The sequence below is a fragment of the Sulfurimonas sp. NW15 genome, from assembly GCF_051132285.1.
GTDB lineage: Bacteria > Campylobacterota > Campylobacteria > Campylobacterales > Sulfurimonadaceae > Sulfurimonas > Sulfurimonas hydrogeniphila.
The window spans coordinates 1,507,421-1,533,499 of the sequence record NZ_CP093237.1 but is presented as its reverse complement, the minus strand read 5'-3'; the positions used below and the strand labels follow the sequence as shown (position 1 = coordinate 1,533,499).

24 protein-coding genes are annotated in these 26,079 nt (G+C 38.4%); 3 read left to right on the top strand and 21 right to left on the bottom strand.

The features are described from left to right. Positions 1 to 3: 3 nt before the first annotated feature. The 4 genes from MLC52_RS07835 to MLC52_RS07820 form a co-directional block, all read right to left on the bottom strand. Positions 4 to 1,866: a diguanylate cyclase domain-containing protein gene (locus MLC52_RS07835; protein WP_434579943.1), complete on the bottom strand. Its 1,863-nt coding sequence runs from the start codon at positions 1,864 to 1,866 to the stop codon at positions 4 to 6. 91 nt (positions 1,867 to 1,957) lie between these two features. Next, positions 1,958 to 3,496, bottom strand: a complete 1,539-nt coding sequence (locus tag MLC52_RS07830) for a SulP family inorganic anion transporter (protein ID WP_346388921.1) — start codon at positions 3,494 to 3,496, stop codon at positions 1,958 to 1,960. A 1-nt stretch (position 3,497) separates the two neighbouring features. Then, complete coding sequence (locus tag MLC52_RS07825) at positions 3,498 to 6,125, bottom strand: valine--tRNA ligase (protein ID WP_434579941.1); 2,628 nt, start codon at positions 6,123 to 6,125, stop codon at positions 3,498 to 3,500. Between the two features lie 76 nt (positions 6,126 to 6,201). Beyond that, the gene (locus MLC52_RS07820; protein WP_151900068.1) at positions 6,202 to 7,023 is read right to left on the bottom strand and encodes a GGDEF domain-containing protein; all 822 of its coding nucleotides are present in this window, start codon (positions 7,021 to 7,023) and stop codon (positions 6,202 to 6,204) included. Positions 7,024 to 7,131: 108 nt separating this feature from the next. Here MLC52_RS07820 and MLC52_RS07815 point away from each other — a divergent pair, with 108 nt between their 5' ends. Further along, positions 7,132 to 9,210, top strand: a complete 2,079-nt coding sequence (locus MLC52_RS07815) for an ATP-dependent helicase (RefSeq protein ID WP_434579939.1) — start codon at positions 7,132 to 7,134, stop codon at positions 9,208 to 9,210. Between the two features lie 342 nt (positions 9,211 to 9,552). Here MLC52_RS07815 and MLC52_RS07810 read toward each other — a convergent pair whose 3' ends face one another. From MLC52_RS07810 to MLC52_RS07765, 10 genes are read right to left on the bottom strand one after another with little or no spacing between them, the layout of a single operon-like run. Continuing rightward, positions 9,553 to 10,338 (bottom strand): EI24 domain-containing protein, encoded by a 786-nt coding sequence (locus MLC52_RS07810; protein WP_434579937.1) that lies wholly within the window; start codon positions 10,336 to 10,338, stop codon positions 9,553 to 9,555. Next, positions 10,339 to 10,857: a YtfJ family protein gene (locus MLC52_RS07805; RefSeq protein ID WP_434579935.1), complete on the bottom strand. Its 519-nt coding sequence runs from the start codon at positions 10,855 to 10,857 to the stop codon at positions 10,339 to 10,341. After that, on the bottom strand, positions 10,854 to 11,816 hold the full coding sequence (locus MLC52_RS07800) for a DUF3137 domain-containing protein (protein ID WP_434579933.1): 963 nt from the start codon (positions 11,814 to 11,816) through the stop codon (positions 10,854 to 10,856). The genes MLC52_RS07805 and MLC52_RS07800 overlap by 4 nt, the downstream gene beginning before the upstream one ends. A 3-nt stretch (positions 11,817 to 11,819) precedes the next feature. After that, entirely contained in the window at positions 11,820 to 12,374 is a 555-nt protein-coding gene (locus MLC52_RS07795; protein WP_418640449.1) for a LemA family protein, read from the bottom strand. A gap of 45 nt (positions 12,375 to 12,419) precedes the next feature. Further along, the gene (locus tag MLC52_RS07790) at positions 12,420 to 13,607 is read right to left on the bottom strand and encodes an NAD(P)/FAD-dependent oxidoreductase (RefSeq protein WP_434579931.1); all 1,188 of its coding nucleotides are present in this window, start codon (positions 13,605 to 13,607) and stop codon (positions 12,420 to 12,422) included. Continuing rightward, positions 13,607 to 15,829 (bottom strand): endonuclease MutS2, encoded by a 2,223-nt coding sequence (locus tag MLC52_RS07785; RefSeq protein ID WP_346388913.1) that lies wholly within the window; start codon positions 15,827 to 15,829, stop codon positions 13,607 to 13,609. Before MLC52_RS07785 ends, MLC52_RS07790 begins: the two co-directional genes overlap by 1 nt. Beyond that, a complete protein-coding gene (locus MLC52_RS07780) occupies positions 15,822 to 16,151 on the bottom strand; it encodes a hypothetical protein (RefSeq protein ID WP_434579930.1) in 330 nt (109 codons plus the stop codon). The genes MLC52_RS07785 and MLC52_RS07780 overlap by 8 nt, the downstream gene beginning before the upstream one ends. Further along, positions 16,151 to 17,464, bottom strand: coding sequence for a UDP-N-acetylmuramate--L-alanine ligase (murC, locus tag MLC52_RS07775; RefSeq protein ID WP_434579928.1), 1,314 nt, complete (start codon positions 17,462 to 17,464; stop codon positions 16,151 to 16,153). Before murC ends, MLC52_RS07780 begins: the two co-directional genes overlap by 1 nt. Next, a complete protein-coding gene (locus MLC52_RS07770; RefSeq protein ID WP_434579927.1) occupies positions 17,461 to 17,970 on the bottom strand; it encodes a hypothetical protein in 510 nt (169 codons plus the stop codon). Before MLC52_RS07770 ends, murC begins: the two co-directional genes overlap by 4 nt. Beyond that, positions 17,957 to 19,102, bottom strand: a complete 1,146-nt coding sequence (locus MLC52_RS07765; RefSeq protein WP_434581631.1) for a succinyldiaminopimelate transaminase — start codon at positions 19,100 to 19,102, stop codon at positions 17,957 to 17,959. The genes MLC52_RS07770 and MLC52_RS07765 overlap by 14 nt, the downstream gene beginning before the upstream one ends. A gap of 72 nt (positions 19,103 to 19,174) precedes the next feature. On the opposite strand from MLC52_RS07765, the gene MLC52_RS07760 reads away from it, so the two are divergent. Next, positions 19,175 to 19,657 carry a c-type cytochrome gene (locus tag MLC52_RS07760; protein ID WP_434579926.1) on the top strand — a complete coding sequence of 161 codons (483 nt, stop codon included), beginning with the start codon at positions 19,175 to 19,177 and terminating at the stop codon, positions 19,655 to 19,657. 82 nt (positions 19,658 to 19,739) lie between these two features. Beyond that, entirely contained in the window at positions 19,740 to 19,940 is a 201-nt protein-coding gene (thiS, locus tag MLC52_RS07755; RefSeq protein WP_151900078.1) for a sulfur carrier protein ThiS, read from the top strand. On the opposite strand, the gene acpS is transcribed toward thiS, so the two are convergent. From acpS to MLC52_RS07720, 7 genes are all read right to left on the bottom strand, one after another. After that, a complete protein-coding gene (gene acpS, locus MLC52_RS07750; protein ID WP_434579924.1) occupies positions 19,908 to 20,291 on the bottom strand; it encodes a holo-ACP synthase in 384 nt (127 codons plus the stop codon). The two genes, thiS and acpS, sit on opposite strands and share 33 nt — an antisense overlap. 3 nt (positions 20,292 to 20,294) lie before the next feature. Further along, positions 20,295 to 20,852 (bottom strand): flagellar basal body-associated protein FliL, encoded by a 558-nt coding sequence (gene fliL, locus MLC52_RS07745; protein ID WP_151900080.1) that lies wholly within the window; start codon positions 20,850 to 20,852, stop codon positions 20,295 to 20,297. A 64-nt stretch (positions 20,853 to 20,916) separates the two neighbouring features. Continuing rightward, positions 20,917 to 21,177: a hypothetical protein gene (locus tag MLC52_RS07740; protein WP_151900081.1), complete on the bottom strand. Its 261-nt coding sequence runs from the start codon at positions 21,175 to 21,177 to the stop codon at positions 20,917 to 20,919. 70 nt (positions 21,178 to 21,247) lie between these two features. Continuing rightward, on the bottom strand, positions 21,248 to 22,594 hold the full coding sequence (gene radA, locus MLC52_RS07735; protein WP_346388894.1) for a DNA repair protein RadA: 1,347 nt from the start codon (positions 22,592 to 22,594) through the stop codon (positions 21,248 to 21,250). Positions 22,595 to 23,289: 695 nt separating this feature from the next. Next, entirely contained in the window at positions 23,290 to 24,474 is a 1,185-nt protein-coding gene (locus MLC52_RS07730) for an AAA family ATPase (protein ID WP_346388893.1), read from the bottom strand. 105 nt (positions 24,475 to 24,579) lie between these two features. Continuing rightward, positions 24,580 to 25,458, bottom strand: coding sequence for a signal recognition particle-docking protein FtsY (gene ftsY / locus MLC52_RS07725; protein WP_346388892.1), 879 nt, complete (start codon positions 25,456 to 25,458; stop codon positions 24,580 to 24,582). A gap of 2 nt (positions 25,459 to 25,460) precedes the next feature. Beyond that, a complete protein-coding gene (locus MLC52_RS07720) occupies positions 25,461 to 26,024 on the bottom strand; it encodes a TlpA family protein disulfide reductase (protein ID WP_151900086.1) in 564 nt (187 codons plus the stop codon). Between the last annotated feature and the right edge of the window lie 55 nt (positions 26,025 to 26,079).

Here is a 26,079-nt window from a genome sequence, read left to right as displayed (position 1 = left end):
GATTCAAATCTCACTGTAAATCGAACAACTGTTTTTTCCGTTTTTTTTGGCAACATACATGGCTTTGTCGGCATCATTCATAATATTTTCTATGTTGTGTTTTTCATCGGGAAAGATTTTAATGCCTATACTTGCACCAATGTGAATTTCATTTCCTTCAATGACAAATGTACGAGAGAGGGCTTCTATGATAGAGTGGCATTTTTTTTGTGCATACTCTTTGGCGGCCTCTTTTGTCTCTGCTATATTTACTAAAATGATTGCAAACTCGTCACCGCTGATTCTTGCAAGAATATCTTCTTCTCTTAAGATGCTTCTCATTCTGTGTGAGACTTGAATGAGAAGTTCATCTCCGACATGGTGGCCATAGGTGTCATTGACCTGTTTGAAATTATCCAAGTCTATAAATAAAAAAGCATGAATAAAGCTATGTCTGATTGCCTTTGCATTCTCTTCATGGAGTCTTTGCAATAAAGCTTTTCTATTCATGAGTCCTGTGAGAAAATCATGATTTGCCTGATATTGAGCCTCTTCCTGTGCATTTCTTAAGTCTGAAATATCATAAAACTGTGCAATAAAATTAATAATTTCACCGTTTTTATCTTTAATAGCAGTAATGGAGAGTCTTTCAGGATAAATTTCACCGTTTTTACGTTTGTTGTAAATATCACCTTTCCATTGTCCGGATGAAAGGAGTTGATGCCACATGTTGGCATAAAATTCTTTACTGTGTTTGCCCGATTTTAGCAGCTTTGTGGTTTGTCCTATAATCTCATTTGCTTTATATCCTGTAATTCTGGTAAAAGATTTATTGACTTCAAGTACAACACCGTTTTTGTCAGTAATGACTATAGCCTCGTGTGAGTCGAATGTATGGGAAGCTATACGTATTTTTGCAAGAAGTTTGTCCTCTTTTCTGATTAGAGCGTTAATATAATAGAGGAGGAGAAAAAAAGAGATAAAAGAGAGAATCCAGAAGATAATTGTATATGTAAAAACCCGTTTTATATCTTTTTGTGTCTGCAGGGCATCTGTTACAATGGTATTGAGAATGTGGCTTGACACATTGTAAAGTTGTGTAATGTATTGTGAAGCAGTCTGAAACCATATTTTTGCATCTTCTTTGGATGAGAGTTTATCCTGAAAAAACATTGTTCGTAAGGCAGCTGTTTTTTGTACAGTCTCTTTTTGTATGAGTTGTTTGAAAATATTTTGTGTGTTTTTTGAAGCACATATGTAAAAAATAGTCTGGAGCTTTTTCTCTTTTTCCTGCAGGAGATGAATATAATGTATATACTTTTCATTTTTTTTGGGAGCGAGTATCTGGTTATAAACATACGCTCTTTCCTGTCCCACATACTCTTTAAGTTTTTGAAGTTCAATAAGGGCTTTGCCGTTATATGATTTTGATTCTAAATTATGCATCAGTGCAGTAATAGCCTGAAGCAGCTCTTTATTGAGGGTATTATAATATTGCATTTCATCCCAAAAGCTGATTTGTGTTTTAAGAACTTTTCTTCTCACTGCCGTAATAGAATGAAACTGCTTTTTAAGATACTGATATGCATTTGAAAAATGAATCAGATCCTGATAGGCACTGTCTGTATGCTTATACTGTTTTTCCAGATTTTTTCGGATTATTTCATCTTTTGAAACAAGGTACCCTGCACTCAATCCTCTTTCAAGTTGTAAATTATGAATGAGTTTACTGAGAATTTTTGTTTGTTTTGCAGAGAATGCATAGGAAGTACTGTTCTTATATTTGATATAGTTTTCATTTACCAAAGAATAGGAAAAGTAAAGTAATGCAATGGCAGGAAGAGAAAAAATAAGGATAATTTTTATCTGCAAAGATTTTAAATTCATATTTAATGATATGCTGATATAGATTAAAAGATATCGTTACATGTATTGAAAATGTTAAAAGTTAAAATCATGTTTCACATTGAAACACAATTTAATAATTAATAGCAACCTTGTATGTCGGATCATCTTCTTCATAACTGCAATGCGGTCCGGCTTTTTTCATGATTTTTTTACAGTCATCACTTAAATGGCGCAAAAGAAGATTTTTGCCGGCATCTTCGTATTTTTTTACGAGAGAATCTATGGCTTCGACACCGGAAAAATCCAATACTCTCGCATTTTTAAAATCAATGACAACTTTTGGCGGATCATTTGGAATGTCAAAATTATCTGAAAAAGTTGTAGCACTTGCAAAAAAGAGCGGACCTTCAAGTTCATATACTTTTGTTCCGTCTGCTTCTGTATGTGTTTTTGCCCAGATGCGCGCATGCTTCCATGCAAATACAAGTGCAGAGATGATAACACCGGCTATGACTGCAACAGCCAAATCTTCTACAACTGTTATAATTGTCACAACGACCATTACAAAAACATCGGCACGAGGCATATGTTTGAGATGTGAGAAGCTCGACCACTCAAATGTTCCTATACTCACCATAAACATAATACCCACAAGAACACCGACTGGAATGGCATTTAAAACATCTGTTAAAGAGATGACCAAGATCAAAAGTCCGACGGCTGCCGTAAAAGAGGAAAGCCGTCCGAGACCGCCTGATGTATAGTTGATGATACTCTGCCCGATCATTGCACATCCCGCCATGCCTCCAAAAAATCCACAGGCGATATTTCCGGTTCCCAAAGCGATACACTCCTGGTTTCCACTGCCTCTTGTCCCACTCATTTCATCTAAAACTGCAAGTGTCAAGAGTGATTCTATAAGACCGACAAGAGCCATAATAACAGCATAAGGAAGAACCATGACAATGGCATCCATACTAAAAAGCGTATCGGGAATAATGAGATGCGGCAGTTTCCCTTTAAACTCTGACAAATCGGCCAATGCTCCGACTGTGAGTGTGTCTAAATGAGTAAAATACACCACAAGTGTTAAAAGGACGATGGCAACAAGTCCTGAGGGAACAGCCTTTGTATATTTTGGCAAGAAGTACATTATAAACATGGTAATGGCTACGATAACATACATATTTAAACCCTGTCCCTCAAAGAATTTAAACTGTGCCATGGCAATAACGATTGCCAGACCGTTTACAAAACCATACAAAGCAGGTTGGGGAACAAGACGGATAAATTTTCCAAATTTCAGCACTCCTACAGCAACCTGAATAAGTCCTGCTATGATGGTTGCCAGCAAAACATAGTGGAGCATATGGAAGTAGAGCTCATCTCCGCTAAACCCCTGGGCTGTGAGTTTTAGGTTTGCTTCTATAACAAGCCCGACTATAACAACAGCGACGCTGCCGGTAGCTCCACTGATCATTCCCGGTTTTCCGCCGATAAGTGCAGTAATAACACCTAAGATAAAAGCAGTATACAACCCTACAATAGGACTGACACCTGCTATAAAGCTAAAAGCAATAGCTTCAGGTACCAGTGCCACTGCAACAACAAGACCTGATAAAATATCGTTTTTTATATTTGGAGAAGTGTATTTTCTTATATCAAACAAATTATGCCTTTAGTGAATCTAATTGTGCTAAAACTTTTTCACGTTTGGCTTCTGCTTCTTTGAGTGCTTCACGATTCTTTGCCAAAACATCTGCCGGAGCATTCGCAACAAAGCGTTCATTGTTCAGCATCCCGCTCAGTTTGCCTATCTCTTTTTGGAGTTTTTCATCCTGTTTTGTCAGTTTGTTGATAATCGGCGTCAAATCAATAGAATCTGTCGGAATGAAAGTTTCGCAGCTGTCTGCGATGTCACTGACCGCATTTTCTATTTTTGTATCGGTAAATTCTACATCTTCCACTTTTGCAAGTTTTGCGATAAAAGGCAACATCATTGCCTTTTCTTTTTCGCTCAGACCGTCAATTTTCACATAGGCTTTTTGGATTTTCTGATTTGCCAAGTCAACCAAAACTTTTGCACGGCGAATGGAGACGATGGCATCCATAATGATGGCAAATGTTTTTTCTTCTTTGCGCTGCTTTGTTTTATGTGGAAATTTCTTAATCATAATAGAATCAGCATTTTCCAAAGAAGTGCCGCTGAGTTCATGGTAGAGATGTTCTGTGATAAACGGCATAAACGGATGCAGGAGTTTCATGGCTTCTTTGAAAATCGCACCAAGTTCTATGATGGATGCTTTGTCTGCTTTGCTCAACTCAATACCCCAGTCACAAAATTCATTCCATAAGAAACGGTACATTGTAAGGGCGGCATCGTTAAACTTGTACTCATCAAGATAGGTACGAACCTCTTTTGTGGCAAAATTCAAACGGCTCATCATGTAACGACCAAGATCGGTCTCAACACAAAAACTCTCCATATCAGGAAAAGTATCACCATTCATTTGCAGGTATTTGCTTGCATTGTAGAGTTTGTTTGTAAAGTTACGGTTTTGTTCGAGTTTGTCAACACTCATTCGTATATCGCGTCCCTGAGCAGCAGAAATGGCAAGAGTAAAGCGTAATATATCAGCAGAGTATTTATTGACCATATCAAGAGGATCAATGACATTGCCTTTTGATTTGCTCATTTTCTGACCGTGTTCATCACGCACAAGCGCATGCAGATAGATGTGGTTAAACGGCAGTTCTCCTATAAAATGTTCGCCCATCATCATCATTCTTGCAACCCAGAAGAAAAGAATGTCAAAACCGGTAATAAGCAAAGAGTTTGGATAAAAATCTTTCATATCCTGTGATTGAAAAAGCTTGTCCATCTCGGTATCACCTTGACCCCAGCCAAGTGTAGAGAATGGCCACAAAGCAGAAGAAAACCATGTATCGAGTACATCAGGGTCTTGAGAGATGTTTTTTGAAGCACATTTTGGACACTCAGTCGGGTGTTCATTTTCTGTTGCCCATTCATGGTCACAATCCCCGCAGTAAAAAACAGGAATCTGGTGTCCCCACCAGAGTTGACGGCTTATACACCAGTCACGGAGTTCACCCATCCATGAATTATAAGAGTTTATCCAGTGCGGCGGGAAAAATTTTGCTTCACCTGCATTTGTTTTTTGTATTGATTTGTCAGCGACTTCTTTGCGAACAAACCATTGTTTTGATATGTATGGTTCTACAACGTTTTTACATCTGTAACAGTGTCCAACCTGATGTTTATGGTCTTCTATCTTAACGATATAACCCTCTTCCTGGAGTCTTTTTACAATAGGTTCTCGTGCTTCAAGGCGTTCCATGCCTTTGAATTCTCCGGCATAGTCATTTAAAATACCTTTTTCATCAAAAACCGTAATAAATTCCAAATCATGGCGTTTTCCGACTTCGTAGTCATTCTGGTCATGTGCAGGCGTGACTTTTACGACACCTGTTCCAAACTCCATATCGACATAAGCGTCTGCAATAATTTTAATCTTTCTATCAAGAAGGGGTAAAACAACTTCTTTTCCTATGATGTCTTTGTATCTTTCATCATCAGGATGTACCATGACGGCAGTATCTCCAAAATAGGTTTCAGGTCGTGTAGTCGCCACTTCAACACTGCCGCTGCCATCTGTAAAATGGTAAAGCATATGGTAAAACTTACCATCTTCTTCTTCGTGTTCTACTTCGATATCTGAGAGGGCCCCGTCATGTGTGCACCAGTTTACCATGTAGTTTCCGCGAACAATCAAACCTTCATTGTAGAGATGGACAAAAGCTTCTTTGACTGACTTTTGCAGACCTTCATCCATGGTAAAGCGCTCTCTCTCCCAGGCAGGACTTACACCCATTTTACGAAGCTGTTCTGTCATTATGCCGGCAGATTCTTCTTTCCATGCCCAGACTTTTTCCAAAAATGCTTCGCGTCCTATCTCTTCTTTCGTGAGTCCCTGTTCTAAGAGTTGTTTTTCAACAACATTTTGTGTGGCAATTCCTGCATGGTCCGTTCCCGGCTGCCAAAGTGTTTTGTAGCCGTCCATGCGTTTGTAGCGGGTAATGATGTCTTGGAGTGTAAAGGTAAGAGCATGCCCGATATGCAGTCGTCCTGTTACATTTGGCGGTGGCATCATAATAGAGAAGTTTTTATTTTCTTCTTGTATGGCTTTGTTTCCGTCTGTTTCGAAGTATTTTCTTTCTTCCCAAATTTTATAATATTTGTTTTCGGTTTCTTGTGGATTGTATTTGTTGTCTGACATAGTGCGCGCCTTAAATTATCTAAATTAAAATTGCGCGATTATATCCAAAAAGAGGTGAGTATTTGCTTAGAAATTGCTATATGCCGGTTACTCTCTTTTTTATCTCTATCTTATCATTGTACATATTTTTATCAGCTACTTCTATAACCTGTGGCAGGAGATCATTTTTTTTAAATTTGGTTACACCAAATGAAAAACTGACACGAAAGGTGTCGTTGTGTGCTTTTAATTTTTTGCCAAGAACATTTTCTCTGATTGTATTTAAAAAAGAGCTTGCTTTTTCCTCGGAGACACTGTCGCCAAAGAGTATGATAAATTCATCACCTCCGTAGCGTATGACAGGAATTTTTAATTTTTTCAGTTCATTTGTCAAAAATATTAAAACTTTATCACCGATAATGTGGCCATGTGTATCGTTCACCTGTTTAAAATAGTTCAGATCTATAATAGCAAGCGTTCCATTATGCACAAAAGTATTGCCAAGCGGGTCCAGGTGAGTATCATGAAGCCATTTTCTGTTATATGCGTGGGTCAGTTCATCTTTGTAAACAGATTCTTTGAGTTTTTCAATTTCTTGACGAAGATATTGCGTCTCTTGCAACACCTGATTGAGAATTTTTTCATCTTTGTTCTCAATAGCATGAATGGCCCTGTTTGTATTTTCACTTAAGGCCTGTACATTTTTGGATGTTTCATTTTGTAAAGTTGTAAATCGTGAACATTCAGTTTCTATAATTTTTCTTGAAAGGCTTTCCTCATCTTCTATTTCAAGATTGTTTTTCTTGGCAAAGTCTGAAAAAACTGAAGCATAAATAGTAGGTGTGACAACAGGAATCTGTGCGATAGAGTTTTTTGCCTCATTCGAAACAATCTCTAATATTTTTTTATTTTCTTCCATGGCTTGCCTTAAAACATTTAATTTAAATGATTTTAGCATATCCCAAATAAATTTAACAATAAATAAGTATAATCACACTCTTAAAATTTTTGCCCAAGGAGTTTGTTTATGCCGTTGTCCCGATTAAATGAAGAACAGTATGCCGCTGCAACATCTCCTTACAGTAAAAATCTCATCATTGCCTCTGCCGGAACAGGAAAAACCTCGACTATTGTCGGCAGAATCGGACATCTTTTAAACAATGGCATTGCACCAAATGAAATTCTTCTGCTGACTTTTACAAACAAGGCGGCAGCAGAGATGGTGGCACGTGTTGCAGAGTATTTCGGTGCGGGTGTTGCCAAAAAAATTGATGCGGGAACATTTCATGCGGTCAGTTACAGATGGCTGAAAAAAAGAGACAAACGAGTGGTGCTCAAACAGCAGAGAGAACTCAAAACACTCTTTCGCTCTGTCTTTGAAAAGCGCTCTTTTATGCATATAGAGGCTGAAGTACAGCCCTACGGCGGGAATTATCTGTACGATTTGTACTCTTTTTACCAAAATACGGAACTGCAAAATAATTTTGAAGATTGGCTTATAGAAAAATATCCCGAACATGAACTCTTTGCTCTGATATATGCCGATATAGTCGATGAATTTGAAGCACTGAAAAAAGAGTACGGTTTTTTAAATTTTAACGATTTGCTGTTGAACTTCAGAGAGATGTGCAAAAATGACGAACTGGGATATAAAGAGGTTTTGGTGGATGAGTATCAAGACACCAATGCCCTGCAGGGAACGCTTATAGATGCGATGAACCCGCCTTCGCTCTTTTGTGTGGGGGATTATGATCAGAGTATTTATGCTTTTAACGGTGCTGATATCGGGATTATAGGCTCCTTTACGACAAAATATCCTGATGCGGTTGTGCATACTCTGACAAAAAACTACCGCTCTTCTGTGCCTATTCTCTCTCTTGCAAACAAGGTGATTGAGCATAATGAGAGAATTTATCCGAAAAAACTGGAAGTGACACGTATATATGATGCGCAGGCGCCAAAACTTTTGGCATTTGATGAGCTGTTTGACCAGTATCATGCCATGGCTGCCATGATTCGCGATACGCAGACACCAAAAGAAGAGATAGCCGTTATTTTCCGCAACAACTCCTCGGCTGATGGTATAGAAGTTGGACTTCGTGAACTTGATATTCCCTGTAAGCGAAAAGGCGGCACAAGCTTTTTTGATTCGCGTGAAATTAAGGCTATTCTTGATTTATATACGTTGCTTGTGAATGAGTCGGATATGATGGCTTTTATTCATCTCTTTGAATTTGCACGGGGTATTGGCTCTGCTATGGCAAAAGAGCTCTATATTGCACTCAAAGCTTTAGGGCAGGGGAGTATTTTTTACGGACTCTATGCGCCTGATGAGGGGATGAAAAATCCTTTTGAAAAGCGCAAACTCAACCATCAGCTCGGTCTTTTTGATGATTTTTTAGAACTCGGTGCCGTCGGAAAATATGCAAAACTCGGATTTGAAGCAAAATTTATGAGAAACCCGGTACTCAAACATCCAAAACTTACAAAAGAGAGCGCGACTTTTTTGCATAATTTTTACTTGCTTTTTCGTGATCTAAAAGGGGTGAAACAGCCAAAAACAGTCGTGAAAAAAATTGCAAATTCATCGCTTTACATGTATATATCCGATGTACTTGCAACTAAAAGAGCGACACTCAAAGACGGTTCTGTTGATGAGAAACAAAAAACGGAAGCACTGAGCAGAATACAGAGAAAAACTCTGCTTTTAGAAGAGCTCTCAAAACCTTATTCTGAGCATGAACGTTTTTTAAATGCGATGATTTTGGGTTCATCCGACTTGACGCAGGGAGAGGGGGTTAATCTCTTGAGTGTGCATGCAAGCAAAGGGCTTGAATACAAAGAAGTGTATGTGATAGATTTGATGGACGGGCGTTTTCCAAACAGAAAACTGATGCAGCGGGGCGGGAGTCTTGATGAAGAGCGACGGCTTTTTTATGTGGCGGTCACACGGGCAAAAGATATACTCTATTTGAGTTATGCCAAATACGACAAGATTAAAAAACAGAACTTTGTGCCAAGCCAGTTTTTGTATGAAGCCGGAATGGTTCCAAAAGATGAAGCTTACAGGAAAATGGTAATGCAGGAAGAAAAAGAGGAAGAGTAGTTTTTCGAATCTGTACTTTTAATTCTAAACAGTCGGCACTAAAGTACCGATTCCGTGCAATATGCAGTTTGTTCGGAACCCATCCTTTAGGGTGGGCCGAGAGTGGGAGGAAAGCAACAACAGTCGGCACTACAATACTGATTCCGTGGAATATGCAGTTTGTTCGGAACCCATCCTTTAGGGTGGGCTGAGAGTGGCTGGAAAGCAACAGCAGTCGGCACTACAGTACTGATTCCGTGGAATATGCAGTTTGTTCGGAACCCATCCTTTAGGGTGGGCCGAGAGTGGGAGGAAAGCAACAGCAGTCGGTGCTACAGTACCGATTCCGGACACAATGCCATATTAGCTTTCATTGCGTAACTTTCTGGTTTCTAAAAAGAAACTGTGTCCAAGATATATCACATAAAAAACAGATGCAAAAAATATAACAAAAGGGATGAGTGAGAGCAGATAGAGTCCCAGTGTCTTGAGCCTGAGTGTATTGGCATGAAAAAACCTGATTTTCATCGCTTCTTCTTTGGTGCAGATTGCCGAAGAGACATCATAGATCATCATTTTATGAAAGAAGTAATACAGCGGAAAATTAAATGCTATGATGTTTACAACGGGTATAAAATACAGGGGAATAAATACAAAAAACAGGACAATCATAACAAACATCCATTTCAGTGTTAAAAATATGCCTTCTGCTGCATTGGAATAGCCTATCATTGCTACATCCTGATAGTGCCTGTAGTGAATTTCTTTCAAAATAGCATGGGTTAAAAAGCCGATAACAAGCAGTGCTACAAATATAGAAGCATACAATGTCATGAATCCGCCTATGGTATAGATAAGAAAAGTGGCTATCCAGGAAGTCAGTGCACTGCTCATAAGAAACTTCATGATGCCTGTACCTGCGAGTGTGGCTTGAAAGCTCTCTGTATGGGGTATGCCGTTTTGGATCGTCGTTTGTGTGCTTTGTATCTCCATGGTTGTGAGCTGGTCAACACCAAGACCGGCAACGATAAAAAAGAGAATATACAAAATTAGCATACTGATGACAAAAGGCATGATGGAATACATTAGCATCTTTTTTGTAAAAAGGTCTTTGATACTCAGAGCAAGGATGTTTGTTTCATTCTCCATTTATAGGTTTTCCTCAATGATTTGAAATGCTTTTTGTGTATCGTCTTCACTCATTTTTCCTGATTTGTAAAAGAGGACTTTGCCGTCTTTTGAAAAGATGACGATATTTGAAGCATCATCCGCTATCTTCCACTCTTTTACCAGAGTTTTGTCTTTGTCCTTTACATAGATCGTTTTTGGAAATTCTTTTTGTTTGCCTTTGAGGATGGCTTCGATTGCGAAGTTTGGTTTCCATGTTGCCGCCATATTGACAATGGCAATACTGCCAAACGCTCCTTTTTCTCTGTAGTGTTTTTTCTTCAGTGCCTGAGAAAAATCTTCATTGACATCTTTTTCATCAGGATCAACATAAAACATGACAAATACTTTATTTTTAAGCATATTTGAGTTCCATGCGCCTCCTGTTACCAGTCCTCCTTTTTCACCCTCTATTGTTACATTTTTTGGTGCTTCCCCGATTGTAAGTGCATACAAATTGAGGGTGGTTAAAAGTGCTGCCAGTGTTAGTTTTATTTTCATCGTTTACTCCATAGTTTTTGGTTAAGTTGTAACTCCCCGACAATTCCCAGTGCCAAATGCAGGGTTTGTATATATTGCATTGCTATTTTATACTTTAAAAGTGAATGAAATACAGACGGTTCAAAAAGATCTTTATTATACTCTATTGCCATATAAATATTGCCTCCCAAAAAAGAGACATAGAGAGGGTGTTTTGATTTTTTTTTCAAATGCAGAAGTTTGCTCATAAGTGTATGTGTCAAAATATAGCGTGCTTCAATTTGGTCGTTTGAATAGACAACAAACTCTTTTTCAAAGGCAATATTGTCCATTTTTACAAGTTCGCTGCGGCTCATATTGTTTGCCTGCAGCCAGTTGCCGATGAGCGTGCCAAATGTATTTTGGGCACTGTCGGGAAGAATGACGGTTTGGGATGCAAAATGTTTGTTAAATTCGCAAACAATAAAAAGACCTTGAAATATTGTGCTCCAGCTTGTTCTGCCTTTTGAATCTTTATGTTTTTTTTGGGCATGAATATCTGAGAGTTCTATTTTTATTCCATCAATTTCTCCTCGAATATAGTCATTGCCGCTGAATTTGTCAGGCCGTGCGGTAAAAATCTTTGAACGGGTAAAATTCTCTTGTGCAATATGCGCATTTGGCAGATAAGTGAGATTTTTATCGATCTCTTGAATCAAGGGCTCAATTATGAGGCTTTTAAACTGGGCGGTATAATCTTTGATGAGGTATTTGTATATGCCTCCGCCCACAGCGAGATACACAACTGCTGCAAAAATCCAGGCTTCAATGTTTTGGATGTTTTTTAAAAGTGCAAAGGCAAAAAGCAGGATAATAACAGTATATACAATACCGGTATTTATAATCTTTTTTTTAAGTTTTTCTCTTTTATTTTCAAGTTCCTGCAAAACAGGGAAGAGTGTTTTATAGTAAAAATCTGTTAACTCACTGATATTTTTCATATCTTAAGAAAACAGCTCTTTGACATTGACATTTTTTCTCTCGTCTTCACTGATGACAAAAACATCTTTTTTCTTGTATCCCATCATATTTGCCATGATATTTGTAGGAATCTGTTCAAGTGCATTGTTGTAATCCGTAACGGCTTGATTGTAAGCACGGCGGGCTGCCGAGATCTGTGCCTCTACTTCATTGAGCGAATGTTGCAGATGCAGAATATTTTCATTTGCTTTGAGCTCAGGGTAGTTCTCAACCGCAATCATAATTGAGCCAAGAGCAGAACTCATTTTTTTGTCCAAATCTATTTTCTCTTTGTTGCTCAGATTTGTTTTGTTTGCCTGGGCACGGAGTTTTGTTATATCTTCAAGGATTGATTTTTCGTGCTGCATATACTTACTGACACCGGCAACAAGATTTGGTATGAGGTCATAGCGTTTTTTCAAAAGCGTATCCACCGAAGCAAAAATATTTTCAACCTGATTTTTCTTGGCAACAAGCGAGTTGTACATAAGAATGAGAACTATGGCAAGCACTATGAGAATTATAAGCGGTGTGGACATACAAGCAACCTTTTTTAATATAAGTATATTTTATCTGTTTATATTTTAATCTGCACTTATGGCGTTGGCCGCCGCATAGGCACTTGCCCAGGCAAAAGCAAAGTTGTATCCGCCGCGTTTGCCGACGACATCGAGACACTCTCCTATAAAGTAGAGATTTTTCTGTTTTTTTGATTCAAATGTTTTGTTGTCTATTTCTAAAGTATTTATGCCCCCGCCGCTGACTTCTGCGTGCCGAAATCCATGCGTGTCTGTTACTTCAAATCGCCAGTTGAGCATCAGGTTTGCTATTTTTTTGGAGAGTTTTGTATCTATATTTTTGCTCTCAGGGTTGAGATGCAGGTCCTGCAAAATACCGTTTGCTATTTTTAAGGGAACTAAGCCGACCAATACATCCAAAAAAGTAAACGCAGGCATGTTTTTCTTTACATGTAAGAGATGGGCAGAGAGTTTTTGTGCTGTAAATTCAGGAAGCAGGTTGATGGAAATATCTACAGCCCCGTACTCCAAGAGTGCTTGTGAGGCATGCTGGGAGATATCCAAAATAGCAAAACCGGAAACACCGTAATTTGTAAAAAGCACATCCCCTTTTACTGTTGTCTCTTTTTGATGGTTAATCAGCAGAGTCACTTCGGCATTGAGTTTGGCTCCGCTCATTTTTTTCGCAGTATTTGATGCTAAATGCAGCTGTACCAAAGAGGGATAGGCTTCAATGACAGTGTGCCCAAAGGCTTTGGCAAACTCCTCGGCATCGGCATTGCCGCCCAAATGAGAAGCAGCACGCGAACCGCTGGCAACGACAACACTGTCATAACTGTTTGTCAGTTTTTTTATATCGGTAATTTTATGCTCTGTATGAAAAACAACGCCAAGGCTCAGGGCATATTCTATAAAAATTTTGGCAACACTTTTGGCTTCATTGCTCAGCGGATAGGCTCTTCCGTCATCCGTTACATGTAAGAGCAGTCCGATTGATGCGGCAAATTTTTCAAACTCTTTAAAGCCGAAGTTCCTGATGGCATACTCTGCAAAGTTCGGATTTTGAGAAAAAAAATCGTTTACATGTAAATTTTTGTTTGTAATATTGCAGCGTCCGTTTCCAGAGACGAGAATTTTTTTTGCCGGTTTGGTATTTTGTTCGTAGAGCGTTACATGTAAACCTGCTTTTGCACAAAAGATGGCACACAAAAGCCCGCTTGCACCGCCTCCGATGATTGCAACTGATTTTGCCATTACAGATGTACTACCTTTGCTCCAAATCCACCCATATGCTGTGGGGCATCCTCAAATTTTTTCACTCGCGGGTGGCGTTTTAAAAACTCTTTGACCGCATAAGAGAGTTTTCCCGTGCCTATGCCGTGATAGACAATGACTTCATCCCAACCGTTGATAAGGGCGTCGCTTAAAAATTTGTCTAAGACTTCACAGGCTTCTTCGGCTCTTAAACCGTGCAAGTCACACTTAAGCCCCGCTTTTTTCTCTACATGCACATTGAAGTTTGTTGTTGGTTTCTGTTTGATGATTTGTGTAGGTTTGAGATGTTTTGTTTTGACGCGAACACGCATACCGTCCACTTCTATGGTCGCCTCGTTTTTGCCTTTCATGGAGACTATCGTCCCTTTTTGGGAATGGTATTTGACTTTGTCTCCGACTTTAAACTCTATATTTCTTTTGTCCTCTTTTTGTGTCTGTTTTGGCAGTTTTTTGTTTGCTTTGTTCATTGCACGGTGAATCTCTTTGACATCGCCTGCTTTTGCCGCATTTTTGGCTTCGTTTATGGCAACATCATAAGAGTGCTTGAGTGCTGCTTTTTCTTTTTCAAGTTCACGCAAAAGCTGTTCTTTTTGTTCTTTGAGGGCATGCTCTTTTTTATGAATTTCATCCAGTTTTTCATCGACTTTTTGATGTTTTTGCCTGAGTTCGCGTTCAAGCTGTGAACCGCGCTCGATCAAGAGTGAAAGTTTTTCCGAGTTGTCGCCATAGACTTTTTTTGCCTCATTGACAATGGTATTTGAGATGCCGTAACGGCTTGCTGTCTCAAATGCGTAACTTTTCCCGATGATGCCCTGCATAAATTCATAAGTCGGTTTTCTCTGCTCTTCATCATAAATGGCAGCCATCAGTTCCACATCATCACGATCCGCCATCAGTGCAGCAAGGCGTTTGTGGTGGGTGGTTACAACCACTTTTTGTCCGCGTTTGATTAAATCATCGAGAATGACCTTAAAAAGCGCCGCCGCTTCATCGGAGTCTGTTCCGAGTTCTATCTCATCGACTCCGATGAGTGCTGATTTGTACTCAAATATACGGGAAAACTGCTGCATTCTCCCGGCAAAAGTCGAGATGTCGTTTTTGACATTTTGCGGATCATCTATAATGGCCTGTATCGCTTTAAAATTGCCTATATGTGACTTTGTCTCATTAAGTTTCATAGGAATAATATACTTTGCCATAAAAGAAGCTGCCAATATGGACTTCAAAAGCATGGTTTTTCCGCCGGCATTGACACCCGTAATCATCAAAATATTTTTGGAAAAGTCAACATTGATAGGTTTTGCATTATGCAAAGCAGGATGAATAAAACTGTTGAGCACTATTTTTGTATCTTTTTTGCTTTTGACGAGTTGCAGGTTTTTGCTTTTTGCAAAGAGTACCCGTGCCTGATAGTTGTCAAATTTGGTAAACTCTTTGTCTATAAAGTTGATAAAAGGCTGCAGTTCATAGAGTTTTTTTGAAAACTCTTTGGCATATTCGTAAAATATTGCTTCACGTTCTTGCTCTATAAAACGAATCTGCTCTTTTGATTTAAGTACGCTGTCGGGTGCAACATAAAAAAATCCACCGGTACTTCTGCCAAGTATGGCACCTTTAAGGACATGATTAAATCCGCCACGCACAAGCAGACACTCTTCATTGTTTACAAAGTGAACCTGTGTATCGACAAGGTAACCGGCGAGTTTTGAACTTGACATCATTCTTTTGAGTGCGCCTGAGATGTTGCTTTTGTGCTCTTGTATGCGTTTACTGAGCGTAAAAAGGTTTTCATCCAGATTTTCTTCAAATTTTCCGTCATTTGTGAAATATTTTTCTATTTCCAAAAACTGTTCCGGGATGATGAATTTTTCCATCCATTCTCCGATTAGGCCCTCAAGTTCTCTGTTTTTAAAATAACGAAAATAGCGCACAATTTTGACAATCTCAAAAATCTGTTCAAAATTTAAGACACCGTGTTTTTTGAGATGTCCTTTGATTTCAAAAAAATCACTTACTTTAGGCGGGGCTTTAAACTCCAGCTTATCCAACTCTTTGATGTAACGAAAATGCAGTTCCTGATCACCTTCAATGTACAAAGAGTGTTCACGGGAAAAAAAACTTTTAAACTGTTCTATATGTTCAACTAAGTCAAGTTGGTGGATGAGGGTATCGACTCGGGAACTTTTAGCAGTTTTATTCACAACTGTCTGCACTTATCATCTCTGCATAGTGGGGTGTGTTCTTTTTGCCTATGAAGGTGTAGGTTCCTGTACTGAGGGAGTATATGTCTGCATTGACATCGACGCCGTTACATGTAATCGTTTTTCCCTGTTTGTATTTTATAATTGCATTGAGCATTGTATCTCTTTGTGCCTGATTGTATTTGTTGTAGGCAACAGCACCGAGAATAACGACTAACAGTACAGCTCCGATGAGAAGTTTTTGCAATTTGTCAAGCTCTGTAAAGTAATGCAGGGCTGCAAACAGCAGGGTAACTATAATTAAGCCATATATATATGCCATTACAGTGTGCCTCTGATTTGATAGGTAATATCACCTGCACCAAAACCGATGATGAGACCTTTATCAAGTGTTTCCAAGTCTTTATTGTCTTTTATAACTTTTATAGTATTGTTACTGCGGGATATTTTGTCCGCTAGAGTAAGGTTGTAATGTTTGAAATTTTCTTGAAAATCAATATCGCGCGGTGCTTCTCCCGCTGCCCATACCGGAAGAATGATAAGCTCGGCCGCTCCGTCGAAACATTTGATGAATTCCTCCAGATTGTCAATAGTTCTGGAGTATTTGTGCGGCTGCCAAATGGCTGTAATTTTGTCAAAACCTTTGAGCATGGCATACTCTTTGACCGATTCAAAAGTGGCTTTGATCTCTGTAGGATGATGCCCGTAATCATCTATGATGACACTGTCGTGCTCAAATCCGACAATATCAAAACGTTTTTTAATACCTTTGAAGTTTAAAATATTTTTGCGTATCTCTTCTATGGACATGGATTCATGTGCGGCAAGTATCGCGAGGGCTGCATCAATGGCAATATGCTTGCCAAATCCCCAGACATCAAAACTCCCAAAATCACGGAAGGTAAAACGGGTATGGGGCTGATTGTTTATGAGTACGAACTCTATGTTTTGTATCTCTTTGCTGGGATAAAGCCACTTGGCTTCAACTTCATTGACCAGTGTTGCCAAAAATGGGTCTTCGGCATTTAAAACTTTGAGTGGTGCAAGGTCTATGAATGTTTTGTACGAATCATAAAATCTTTCATAATTATAGTCATAATATTCCATATGTTCAGGCTCGGCATTGATGACGATGGCACAATGCGGGTTAGAGTTTATAAAACTGCCGTCGCTCTCATCAGCCTCAAAAATCATAACATCATTTGTTGCATCATAACGGACATTTGAGCCAAATTCTTTGGATTCTGCACCGATAATGGCAGAACCGCTCATAATAGCTGAGAGAATTGCCGTCGTTGTGCTTTTTCCATGCGCTCCCGCAACAGAGTAGACTTTTTTGTCCTGCAGAATTTTAGGCAGTGCTTCACGGCGGGCAAGCACTTCTATGCCTTTTTCTTTGGCTGCAATAATTTCTGGATTGTCTGGACGGATAATAGCAGAGTGTACTACCAGGTCATGATTCGTAATGGCATCCGCAGAATGAGGTATGGTTACATGTAAACCAAGAGCGCGCAGTTTTTTGGTAATAACAGTCTCTTTGATATCAGAACCGCTGACTTCATGCCCTTTGTAATGCATATACTGTGCAAGTCCTGAGATACCGATGCCGCCGATGCCGATGAAGTGTATTTTCATGCTTGTATGCCTTTGTCTTTCATTGTGTCGAGCAATTTTTGTGCCTCTTGCTGAAACTCGCTTATGTAAAAAGTTCCCGCTCTTTGTGTCGCTTCCAAATCTGCAATTCTGTCAAGGAAGTCATCAAAAGAAATTTTTTCCTCTGCTGCTATCCAGTGCAGTTTTAAAGCATTTGAAAATTTTTCGTCATTGCTAAGCCCGCTGAGCACCTCAAAGAGGGCAGCAGCATCATTTGTCTTACCGGCGGAGTAGTGCTCTATCGCATATTCATACAAAGCACGCAGGGTTGCAAAATCCTGCACTTCGTTCATATCCATTTTTCTGTGTTCTTCGAGTGTTTCGGTAAGCTTTTCCAGCGCCAAATCAAGAATATTTGCATAAAAACCTTGCAGTGTTTCTTCATCGAAACTGTCATGTGCCTGCTGTTCCAAAACATAAAGTGCTGCTATGTCACCGCTTTGCTGGGCTTTGAGGATTTTTTCTTTTAACTCTTTATCTTTGCTCATTTAAACATTCCTTAATTCTTACAAGTGCATCTTTTGTTTTTTGGGGATTCTCAACCAGTGCAATACGAATGAACCCTTTGCCCGGGTTGTCGTCTTTTGCATCTTCTCGGGCGAGATATTCGCCCGGAAGTACTTTTACATTGTAGTTTTTGTATAATCTTTTAGTAAATTCAAGCGCGTCACCGACATGTATCCAGAGGTAAAATGTAGCATCAGGAATTTTTGTTCCCAATATCTCCTGGGCTATACGAAAGTTTTCCTGATAGACAGCTCTTGCTTTGGCAACATGTTCTTCATCACTCCAAGCCGCTGCTGCCGCATATTGCAGAGGAAGGGGTGAGGCACAGCCTATGTAGGTTCTGTACTTCATATACTCTCCCAGTATTGTGGCATCACCGGCGATAAAACCGGAGCGAAGACCCGGTGCAGAAGAACGCTTGGAAATGGAATTGATCACTAAAACATTTTTATATGTGTCATTGTTTACATGTAACGCGGCTTCTAGGAGTGAAGGCATCGGTCTGTTTGTATATATTTCGCTGTAACATTCATCATTGAGCAAAACGAAATCATGTTTGAGCGCGAGTTTGACCCACTCGCCTAGTTCGTCAAGAGTGAGCGTTGCCGTAGTAGGATTGTTTGGAAAGTTAAGTATAACCAGATCACACTTTGCCAGCTCTTCTTCGTTGATTTCTGGTTTAAAGCTGTTTTTTTCACTCAAATTCAAATGTATCACTTTTGCTCGTGTCGCTGTTGCTGCACCTTCGTATATTTGGTAAAAAGGATTTGTGTAGGCAATAACGGGATTTTTCTTGTCAAAAAGCAAAAACTGCGGGAAGTTAAAAAGAACTTCACGCGTGCCGAATGTGGGAATGATTTGTGCATCGTTCAGCGTGACACCAAAGCGTTTGCCTATAAAATCTCTTTGCGCTTCTCTTAAAATCGCCTCGCCGCTGGTCTTTGGATATTTTTTTAAAAGTGCGGTATTGTCAGTTAATGTTTTTTGTATAAAATCAGGTGTTTCAAACTGTGGTTCGCCGATTGTGAGAACAGAGGGATAATAGCCTTTGTTTGGTTGTATATTTTGCAGTAAATTGTTTAATTTTTCAAATGGATAGGGTTCAAAATTCATAGTTTTCATCGCTTTATTAAATTAAAGCTATTATACTGTACAATAACTAATAAACAATTAAGGAATATGAAAATGAAGATAGTATTATCAGTTGTACTTGCAATGTTGATTGCAGGATGCAGTGACGAGAAAAAATCTGAGAATGTATCGGCTACAGCAGAAGTTGCGAAAGAGGTACAAACGGTCCAAAAACAACCTGTTCAAACCCGACAAAATGATGCAATGCAAAAAGTTGCTGCAGTGCAAAAAGCCATTGAAACAAAGAAGCTTGTAGTGGTAGAAAAGGTAACAAAAGATGTGCCCCAGACAAAAACAGCTGACGGTGCAAAACTTTTTACTGCTTGTTCAAGTTGTCACGGAGCACATGCTGAGAAAAAAGCTTTAGGAAAATCTCAGATAATTAAAGGATGGGACAAAACAAAAATCATAACGGCGCTCAAAGGCTATAAAGACGGAACATACGGCGGAGCCATGAAAGCTGTTATGAAAGGACAGGCGACAAAACTTTCTGATGCAGACATCAAAGCTTTGGCAGAATATATTTCTCAATTATAATATGTAATATTACACTGATATTCAAGTAAAGTTGGTACAATTATAAAAAGGGTACCTTAAAAAATAGAAACGGGAAATATTAATGACAATAATAGTGAATGGAAACAGTAAAGTCTTTCAAGACGGAGCAACGCTTTTGGAAATTTTAAAAGAACTTGATTTGGTTGATAAAGTTATGGCAGCGGCAGTAAACATGGAAATCGTAAAGCAAAATGACTGGGATAAAAAAGTTTTAAAAGATAATGATAAACTAGAACTGCTTGATTTTGTCGGAGGAGGGTGAGTTTAAAAACTCTATATTGACAACACTGATGGCATAGTCTCCGTCATGTGTAATCGATAAAGCAACATCAGTAATCTTAAATTTTTCAATGATCTTTTTTGAAAGTGCAAAAAGCGGAGCGCCTTTTTCCGATTTATAAATTCTCATATCGAAAAAGGAGCATTCGGCACCTATGCCTGTTCCCAGTGCTTTAGAAAATGCCTCTTTTGCAGCCCAGAATCCGGCTGCTGTTTTGTAGGACTTTACAAGTCTGATCTCATCTTCTGACAGAAATCTGCGAAGCCCTTTGTCGCCGAACCGCGTCATCAGATGCTGCATACGCGATGCTTTTATGATATCTATACCAATCATTAATTATTGAATAACAAATTCAGTAAAATAGATACCTTGTATTTTTCCGTCAGTAATCATAGAGTTCAGTGTATCCATAATTTGTTGTGAAACTTTTTGTTTGCCTTTTTTGGAAGAGATTTCTTCTAAAGTTTTAGAACTGAGTATTCGAATAATTCTGTCCCGAAGTACCGGTGCTTTTGAGTCAAGTTCATGACTGAGCTCGGGAGAATCAAGTTCTAAAGACATTGTTGCTTTGAGATATCTTCTCCCGGAATCACTTTTTAAGTTAACTGTAAAAGTGTCCAGCGGATATAAGACACCGATATCACTCAGTTTTCTGTTGTTGTCAAATGAACTGCTAGATACACTCTTTCTGCTTGTATGTGTATCTGCCATTCTTTCCTGTGCCTGAGGAGCATTATTGACTGCTGCTTCTTCATCTGAACCCATTAACAAAAAGGCAACTACAGCACCTATGATTATGATAAGAATCAAAACAACAATGATAATAATCATCAGCAAATTACTGGATTTTTTTTCTACGGGTGCGGATTCTTCGGTTTCTTTTTCTTCAGCCATATTTCTTCCTTGAAATTACAGTTTTATTTTTGTTAGTATATCAGAAAAATAATTATTTTTATTTTCAGTTAATAACTTTAACATCAAGAGACTTGATTATTTCTTCAAAAATCGGTCCGGCTTCACGATTACAGTCATCATGAAATTCAATAACCAAAACTTCTTTTCCATTAGCGACTTTTGTTGTATATGTGTCAGGCTTGAAAGCATATTTATTGATTATTGATTCTATTTTTGCACATACATCATCTTTTTCTTTCGCACATTCGTAAGCCAGTGACAATCTTGAAAATCGTTCTTCGCTTCTAAACTCTGCATCTATCATTTTTTGCCTTTTGAAAATATAGAGTTATTATACAACGAAATTATGCAAATATAACTTTAAAATGTATAATTTAATACCACTCCAAAAGTTTTGTTACTTCATCGACTATAAATGTTTTTATACTTGTCTTTTCAAGTGGTTTTTTAGATACAAGTGCCTTGGTGATATTTTGCATTCTCGCCTCTTTGAGCCTTGCATCAAGGGCATATACTTCTCGAACATCGCCAACCAGAGAGACTTCACCTATAAAAATAGTCTCTTTTGAGATGGCACGGTCACGGAAACTGCTGATAATTGCTGCGAGTATGGCTAAATCGGCTGCTGTTTCGGTGATTTTAATACCGCCTGTTATATTGATGAAAACATCATATCCCGAAAGCGGAATCTCCAGTTTTCGCTCAAGCAGTGCCAAAAGCATATTTAGTCGGTTGTTGTCAAAGCCGGTTGCCTGTCTTTTTGCATTTGGCGTGTGTGATTCTGACACAAGCGCCTGAACTTCTAAAATGATGGGACGGGAACCCTCCATAATGACAGTAAGTGCAGAACCGCTTTGAGAGGAGTTACGGTTAAAAAAGCGTGAAGCAATGTCTGTGGCACTCACAAGTCCTTCGGCTTTCATCTCAAAAACACCTATTTCACTTGTTGCCCCGAAACGGTTTTTAAAGCCTCGTAAAATTCTCAGCTCCTGGGAAGAATCCCCTTCAAAATACAAAACGGTGTCAACCATATGTTCCAAAACCCGAGGACCGGCAATAGAGCCTTCTTTTGTAATATGCCCGATAATGAAAATGGCTATATCCTTGTCTTTGGCAATACGCATCAATTCAAAAGTGATCTGGCGAACCTGTGTAACACTTCCCGGAGCAGAAGAGATGTTTTCCGAGTAAATAGTTTGAATAGAATCAATAATCAAAAAATCATATTTTCTGTGTTCAAGTTCAACCAAAATCTGCTCAAGTCGTATTTCACTTAAAAGGTAGAGTGAATCATGGTTTGACTTGAGGCGGTTTGCACGCAGTTTTATCTGTCCGGCTGATTCCTCTCCTGTAACATACAGTACATCTTTGCCTGTTGATGCAATGTTTGAACCTACTTTAAGCAAGAGGGTTGATTTGCCAACACCCGGACTTCCTCCTATAAGTGTGAGTGAACCGGGAACAATGCCTCCTCCTAAAACATTGTCAAGCTCATCGTCGAGTGAAGAAAATCTATAGACTTCTTCTTCTACAATGTCATTAATACTGACAGCTTTAGCCGATGATGATGTCGTTGATTTTGTCTGTTTGACAACTTCCTGCTGGTGCTCGTTTAATTCAACAAAGCTGTCCCAGGCACCACAGTTGGTACATTTTCCCATCCATTTAGGTGTGGTAAGCCCACAGTGTTGACACTCAAAGAGTACTTTTTTCTTAGCCATAATGATCATCTCTTATTTATATTTGAAGCATTATAATCTATTTTTTATTTTTGTATTAAAAAAATGACATTTTGTCATAAAATAGAAAGAGCCAATCACAGGGGGGGTAGTCCAATGGCATTAAGTTAAGCGGCTTTTTCGAAACCCGTACTTCAGTGCGGGCTTTGTGCCTTTCAAGACTAAGGCCTTGGTTAAAACCTAGGTTCCGAGAAAACATCAAGCTATTTTCTTAACTTAATGGCATTGAGAGGGGTAATTTTGTATTAATTTTTTTTTGCATAATATTTTTGCAACTCTTTATATTGACACATCAAACATCTGTTGCAGATTATTCTACTTCCTACAAATTATATATAGAAAAGCTTAAAATGATACAACTGATAATATAAATATTTATCAAGCTATAATTTTCCAAACTCCAACCACTTAATTCCCTTAAAAAGTTCCTTAACACTATACCCACTAAAATACTGCTGAGTAGTAGTGTCTTTATCAGGTTCATGTCCAAGTATTCTGTTTATTAAATCTTTCGGAAGTTTTTGGTGTACTGCATTTCTAAGCATTTGTGAACTTGGATTATGTCTCAGAGAGTGAAAAACTTGATTTTCTTCTTTTGTTACATATCTTCTAATTCCACCCCTGTGATTGAATATCCTTTTTACTACCTTATGTTCAACCTGCTTTAATGATAAATTTTAATATAAAAACCCAAACAACCAGAGTGGAATCTTATTGCCGTGCCCGATTTCAATATCATCCGCAACAACAAAGCTGTCTGGTATATCTTTTATTTGTTTAAAAGTTTTATTTTTACTGCCTACTTCTACCAAATATTTATTGTTTATTAAAAAATCACCTTTTGCAGGTACACTTAGAACATCATCGTCAAACATACTCATAAAAAAAACTTCTCTAATCGTACCTATCTCAATATTTTGGCAATACGCATAATGAAGATTCGTATTTCCCAAATAAAGTTTATCCGGCTTAGTGAAAATATTATCGCCTTTGGTTTTCGCTCTTAAAAGGTTAAGAATTTTACCTCTTTTTAAATACTCCATATATTTATAGAGTGTATGGTAATCACTTGTACCTATTTTTACAGAGAGCTCTTTAATATTGATTTTAAATGGTTTAGATTCACATACAAATTTTATAAGCTTTTTAAGCTTAATAATTTTATCATACTCTATCGGAAAAATAGAGGGTATATCTACTTCAATAACCGTATTGATTGTCTCTTGGAGTCTAAGCAGATAACTTCCCTCATTTTCAAAATAAAAAGGGTAGTATCCCATTTTTAGATACTCCGTCCAATACTCATAAATTTTTAATTTGGAAGATATTTCATACGCTATATTTTCATGGTCGACAAAAAGTTTTTCATATGTAAAAGTTGGCAACTTTTTTGAGCTCTTTAACTCTATAAATTCTCTAAAAGACAGACCTTTCATATGGTATAGAACAGCTCGTCTGCTTAAATCTCCTTTAGAATTATCTAATTGCAATGCACTTGAACCAGAAAATATTACATGTAAATCAAGCATATCATAAATTTTTTTTAGCTCTATTTCAAAATTTTTATATTTATGAATTTCATCTATGACAAGTAGCTTCCCACCCTCTTTTGAAAAGTTGTATGCTATCTCAAACAATGATTCTATTTCTATTGCATCTGCACTAAAGTAAAGCTTTTTAGCAAGAGGCAGATCATTTTCTTGTAAATACTGTAATAAGAAAGTTGTTTTTCCAACACCTCTGGCACCTATGAGACCTATCATTTTTTGAGAAAAATCTATATTTTTGTGTATATAGCGCTTATAGGAACTTTTTAAAACTCGTAAATAGTTCAGTTGATAATCTTTAAGAGTTTGAAGCATTAGAAGTCCTTTTATTGTTTGAACATAAATATTATATCATAAAATTATGGTTTGAACCATATTTTATCCGTATGTTTTATGAAGTACTATAATATAAAAGCAGAGTTATGCATCTTCTGTAAAAATGGCATCAAGCAGACCATCGACAAATTCGTATTTGTCAAACGGTGTGAGATTTTCCGGCTGTTCTCCTGTGCCTACGTAAATTATAGGAAGTTCCAAGGCATAGGCGATGGAGAAGATACTGCCGCCTTTTGCCGTACCGTCGAGTTTTGTGATGATGATGCCGTCTATGCCTATCATCTCATTGAAGGCCTTTGCCTGACTTATTGCGGAATTGCCCTGTGTGCCGTCTATGATGAGTACGGTTCTGTGCGGTGCGCCTTTGTGGGCTTTGTCGCAGATGCGTTTTACTTTTTTGAGCTCATTTGCCAGGTTTGTCTGTGTGTGCAGACGCCCTGCGGTGTCAATGATGACGTTGTCTATGCCTTTTGCCTTTGCCGAATCTATGGCATCATAGGCAACTGCCGAGCTGTCATGTCCCTGTTTGGAAGAAACAATGGGAATGTCAAGTCTGTTTGCCCAAAGTGTCAGCTGTTCGATGGCTGCGGCACGAAAGGTATCGCCTGCACCGAGTAAAACTTTTTTGCCTTCCTGCTTGTACTTGTAAGCGAGTTTTGCAATAGTGGTTGTTTTTCCGGCACCGTTGACGCCGACTATGAGTTCTACAAAAGGCGGTGTGAACTCCGGTTCTTTGTAAGAGGTGTATGCCAGTGTCGCCAAGAGTTTGGAACGCAAAATTTCACGTGTGATTTTGTCTTGGTATATTTCGTTGAGAATGATTTCGACCAAAGCATATTCTACATCCGCTTCAAGCAAAATGTCCTCGAGTTCTTCTTTGGTAAAAGTGATTTTTTTCTTTGGAGCGACTGTTTTTATAGCGGCGACGGTTTTGCTGAGGGATTTTTTTATAAAACCAAACATTGTTATATTCCTAACGCTTTTTTAATGTCACTTTCGATAAACTCTTCTTCTGTAGCACCCTGATAATAATTGATTATTTTACCGTCTTTATATAAAACCATAAGCGGAATTCCGAAGTCTCTGCCTAATTTTAACTCTTTTGCTATTTCACTGATGATACGTGAGTTTTCACTTGAATTGACAAGAGTATAGTTTGCATTATATTGTTTTTTGAATGTTTCAAGCTTTTCGTTTGGAATATTGTTTTCAACGCTAATCCCAATAATGATGAGTTTATCTTTGTATTTTTTTTGGAGTGAGGCAAGGTGTGACGCTTCCGCCTGACAAGGCGGACACCAGGTTGCAAATATATCATAAATGACTACTTTGCCTTTTGCCCCCTCAAGTTGCAGTCCATTGTCTGCTTTTTCGACAACAAGCTGTTTGTTGTCGAGTGATGTTAAAACGATTTCATTTGTTGCAAGGAGTGAATTTGCTTCTTGGCGGGTGTTTTCTTTCTCTTTTGAGCAGGCTCCAAAAAGTAATCCGATTGCCAGTAAAGTAGTTAAGAGTGGAGTGTTTCTCATATATTTTTTTGCCTTTGTTTGTTTATTTGTGTAAAATATGCAAAATTATAGCGAT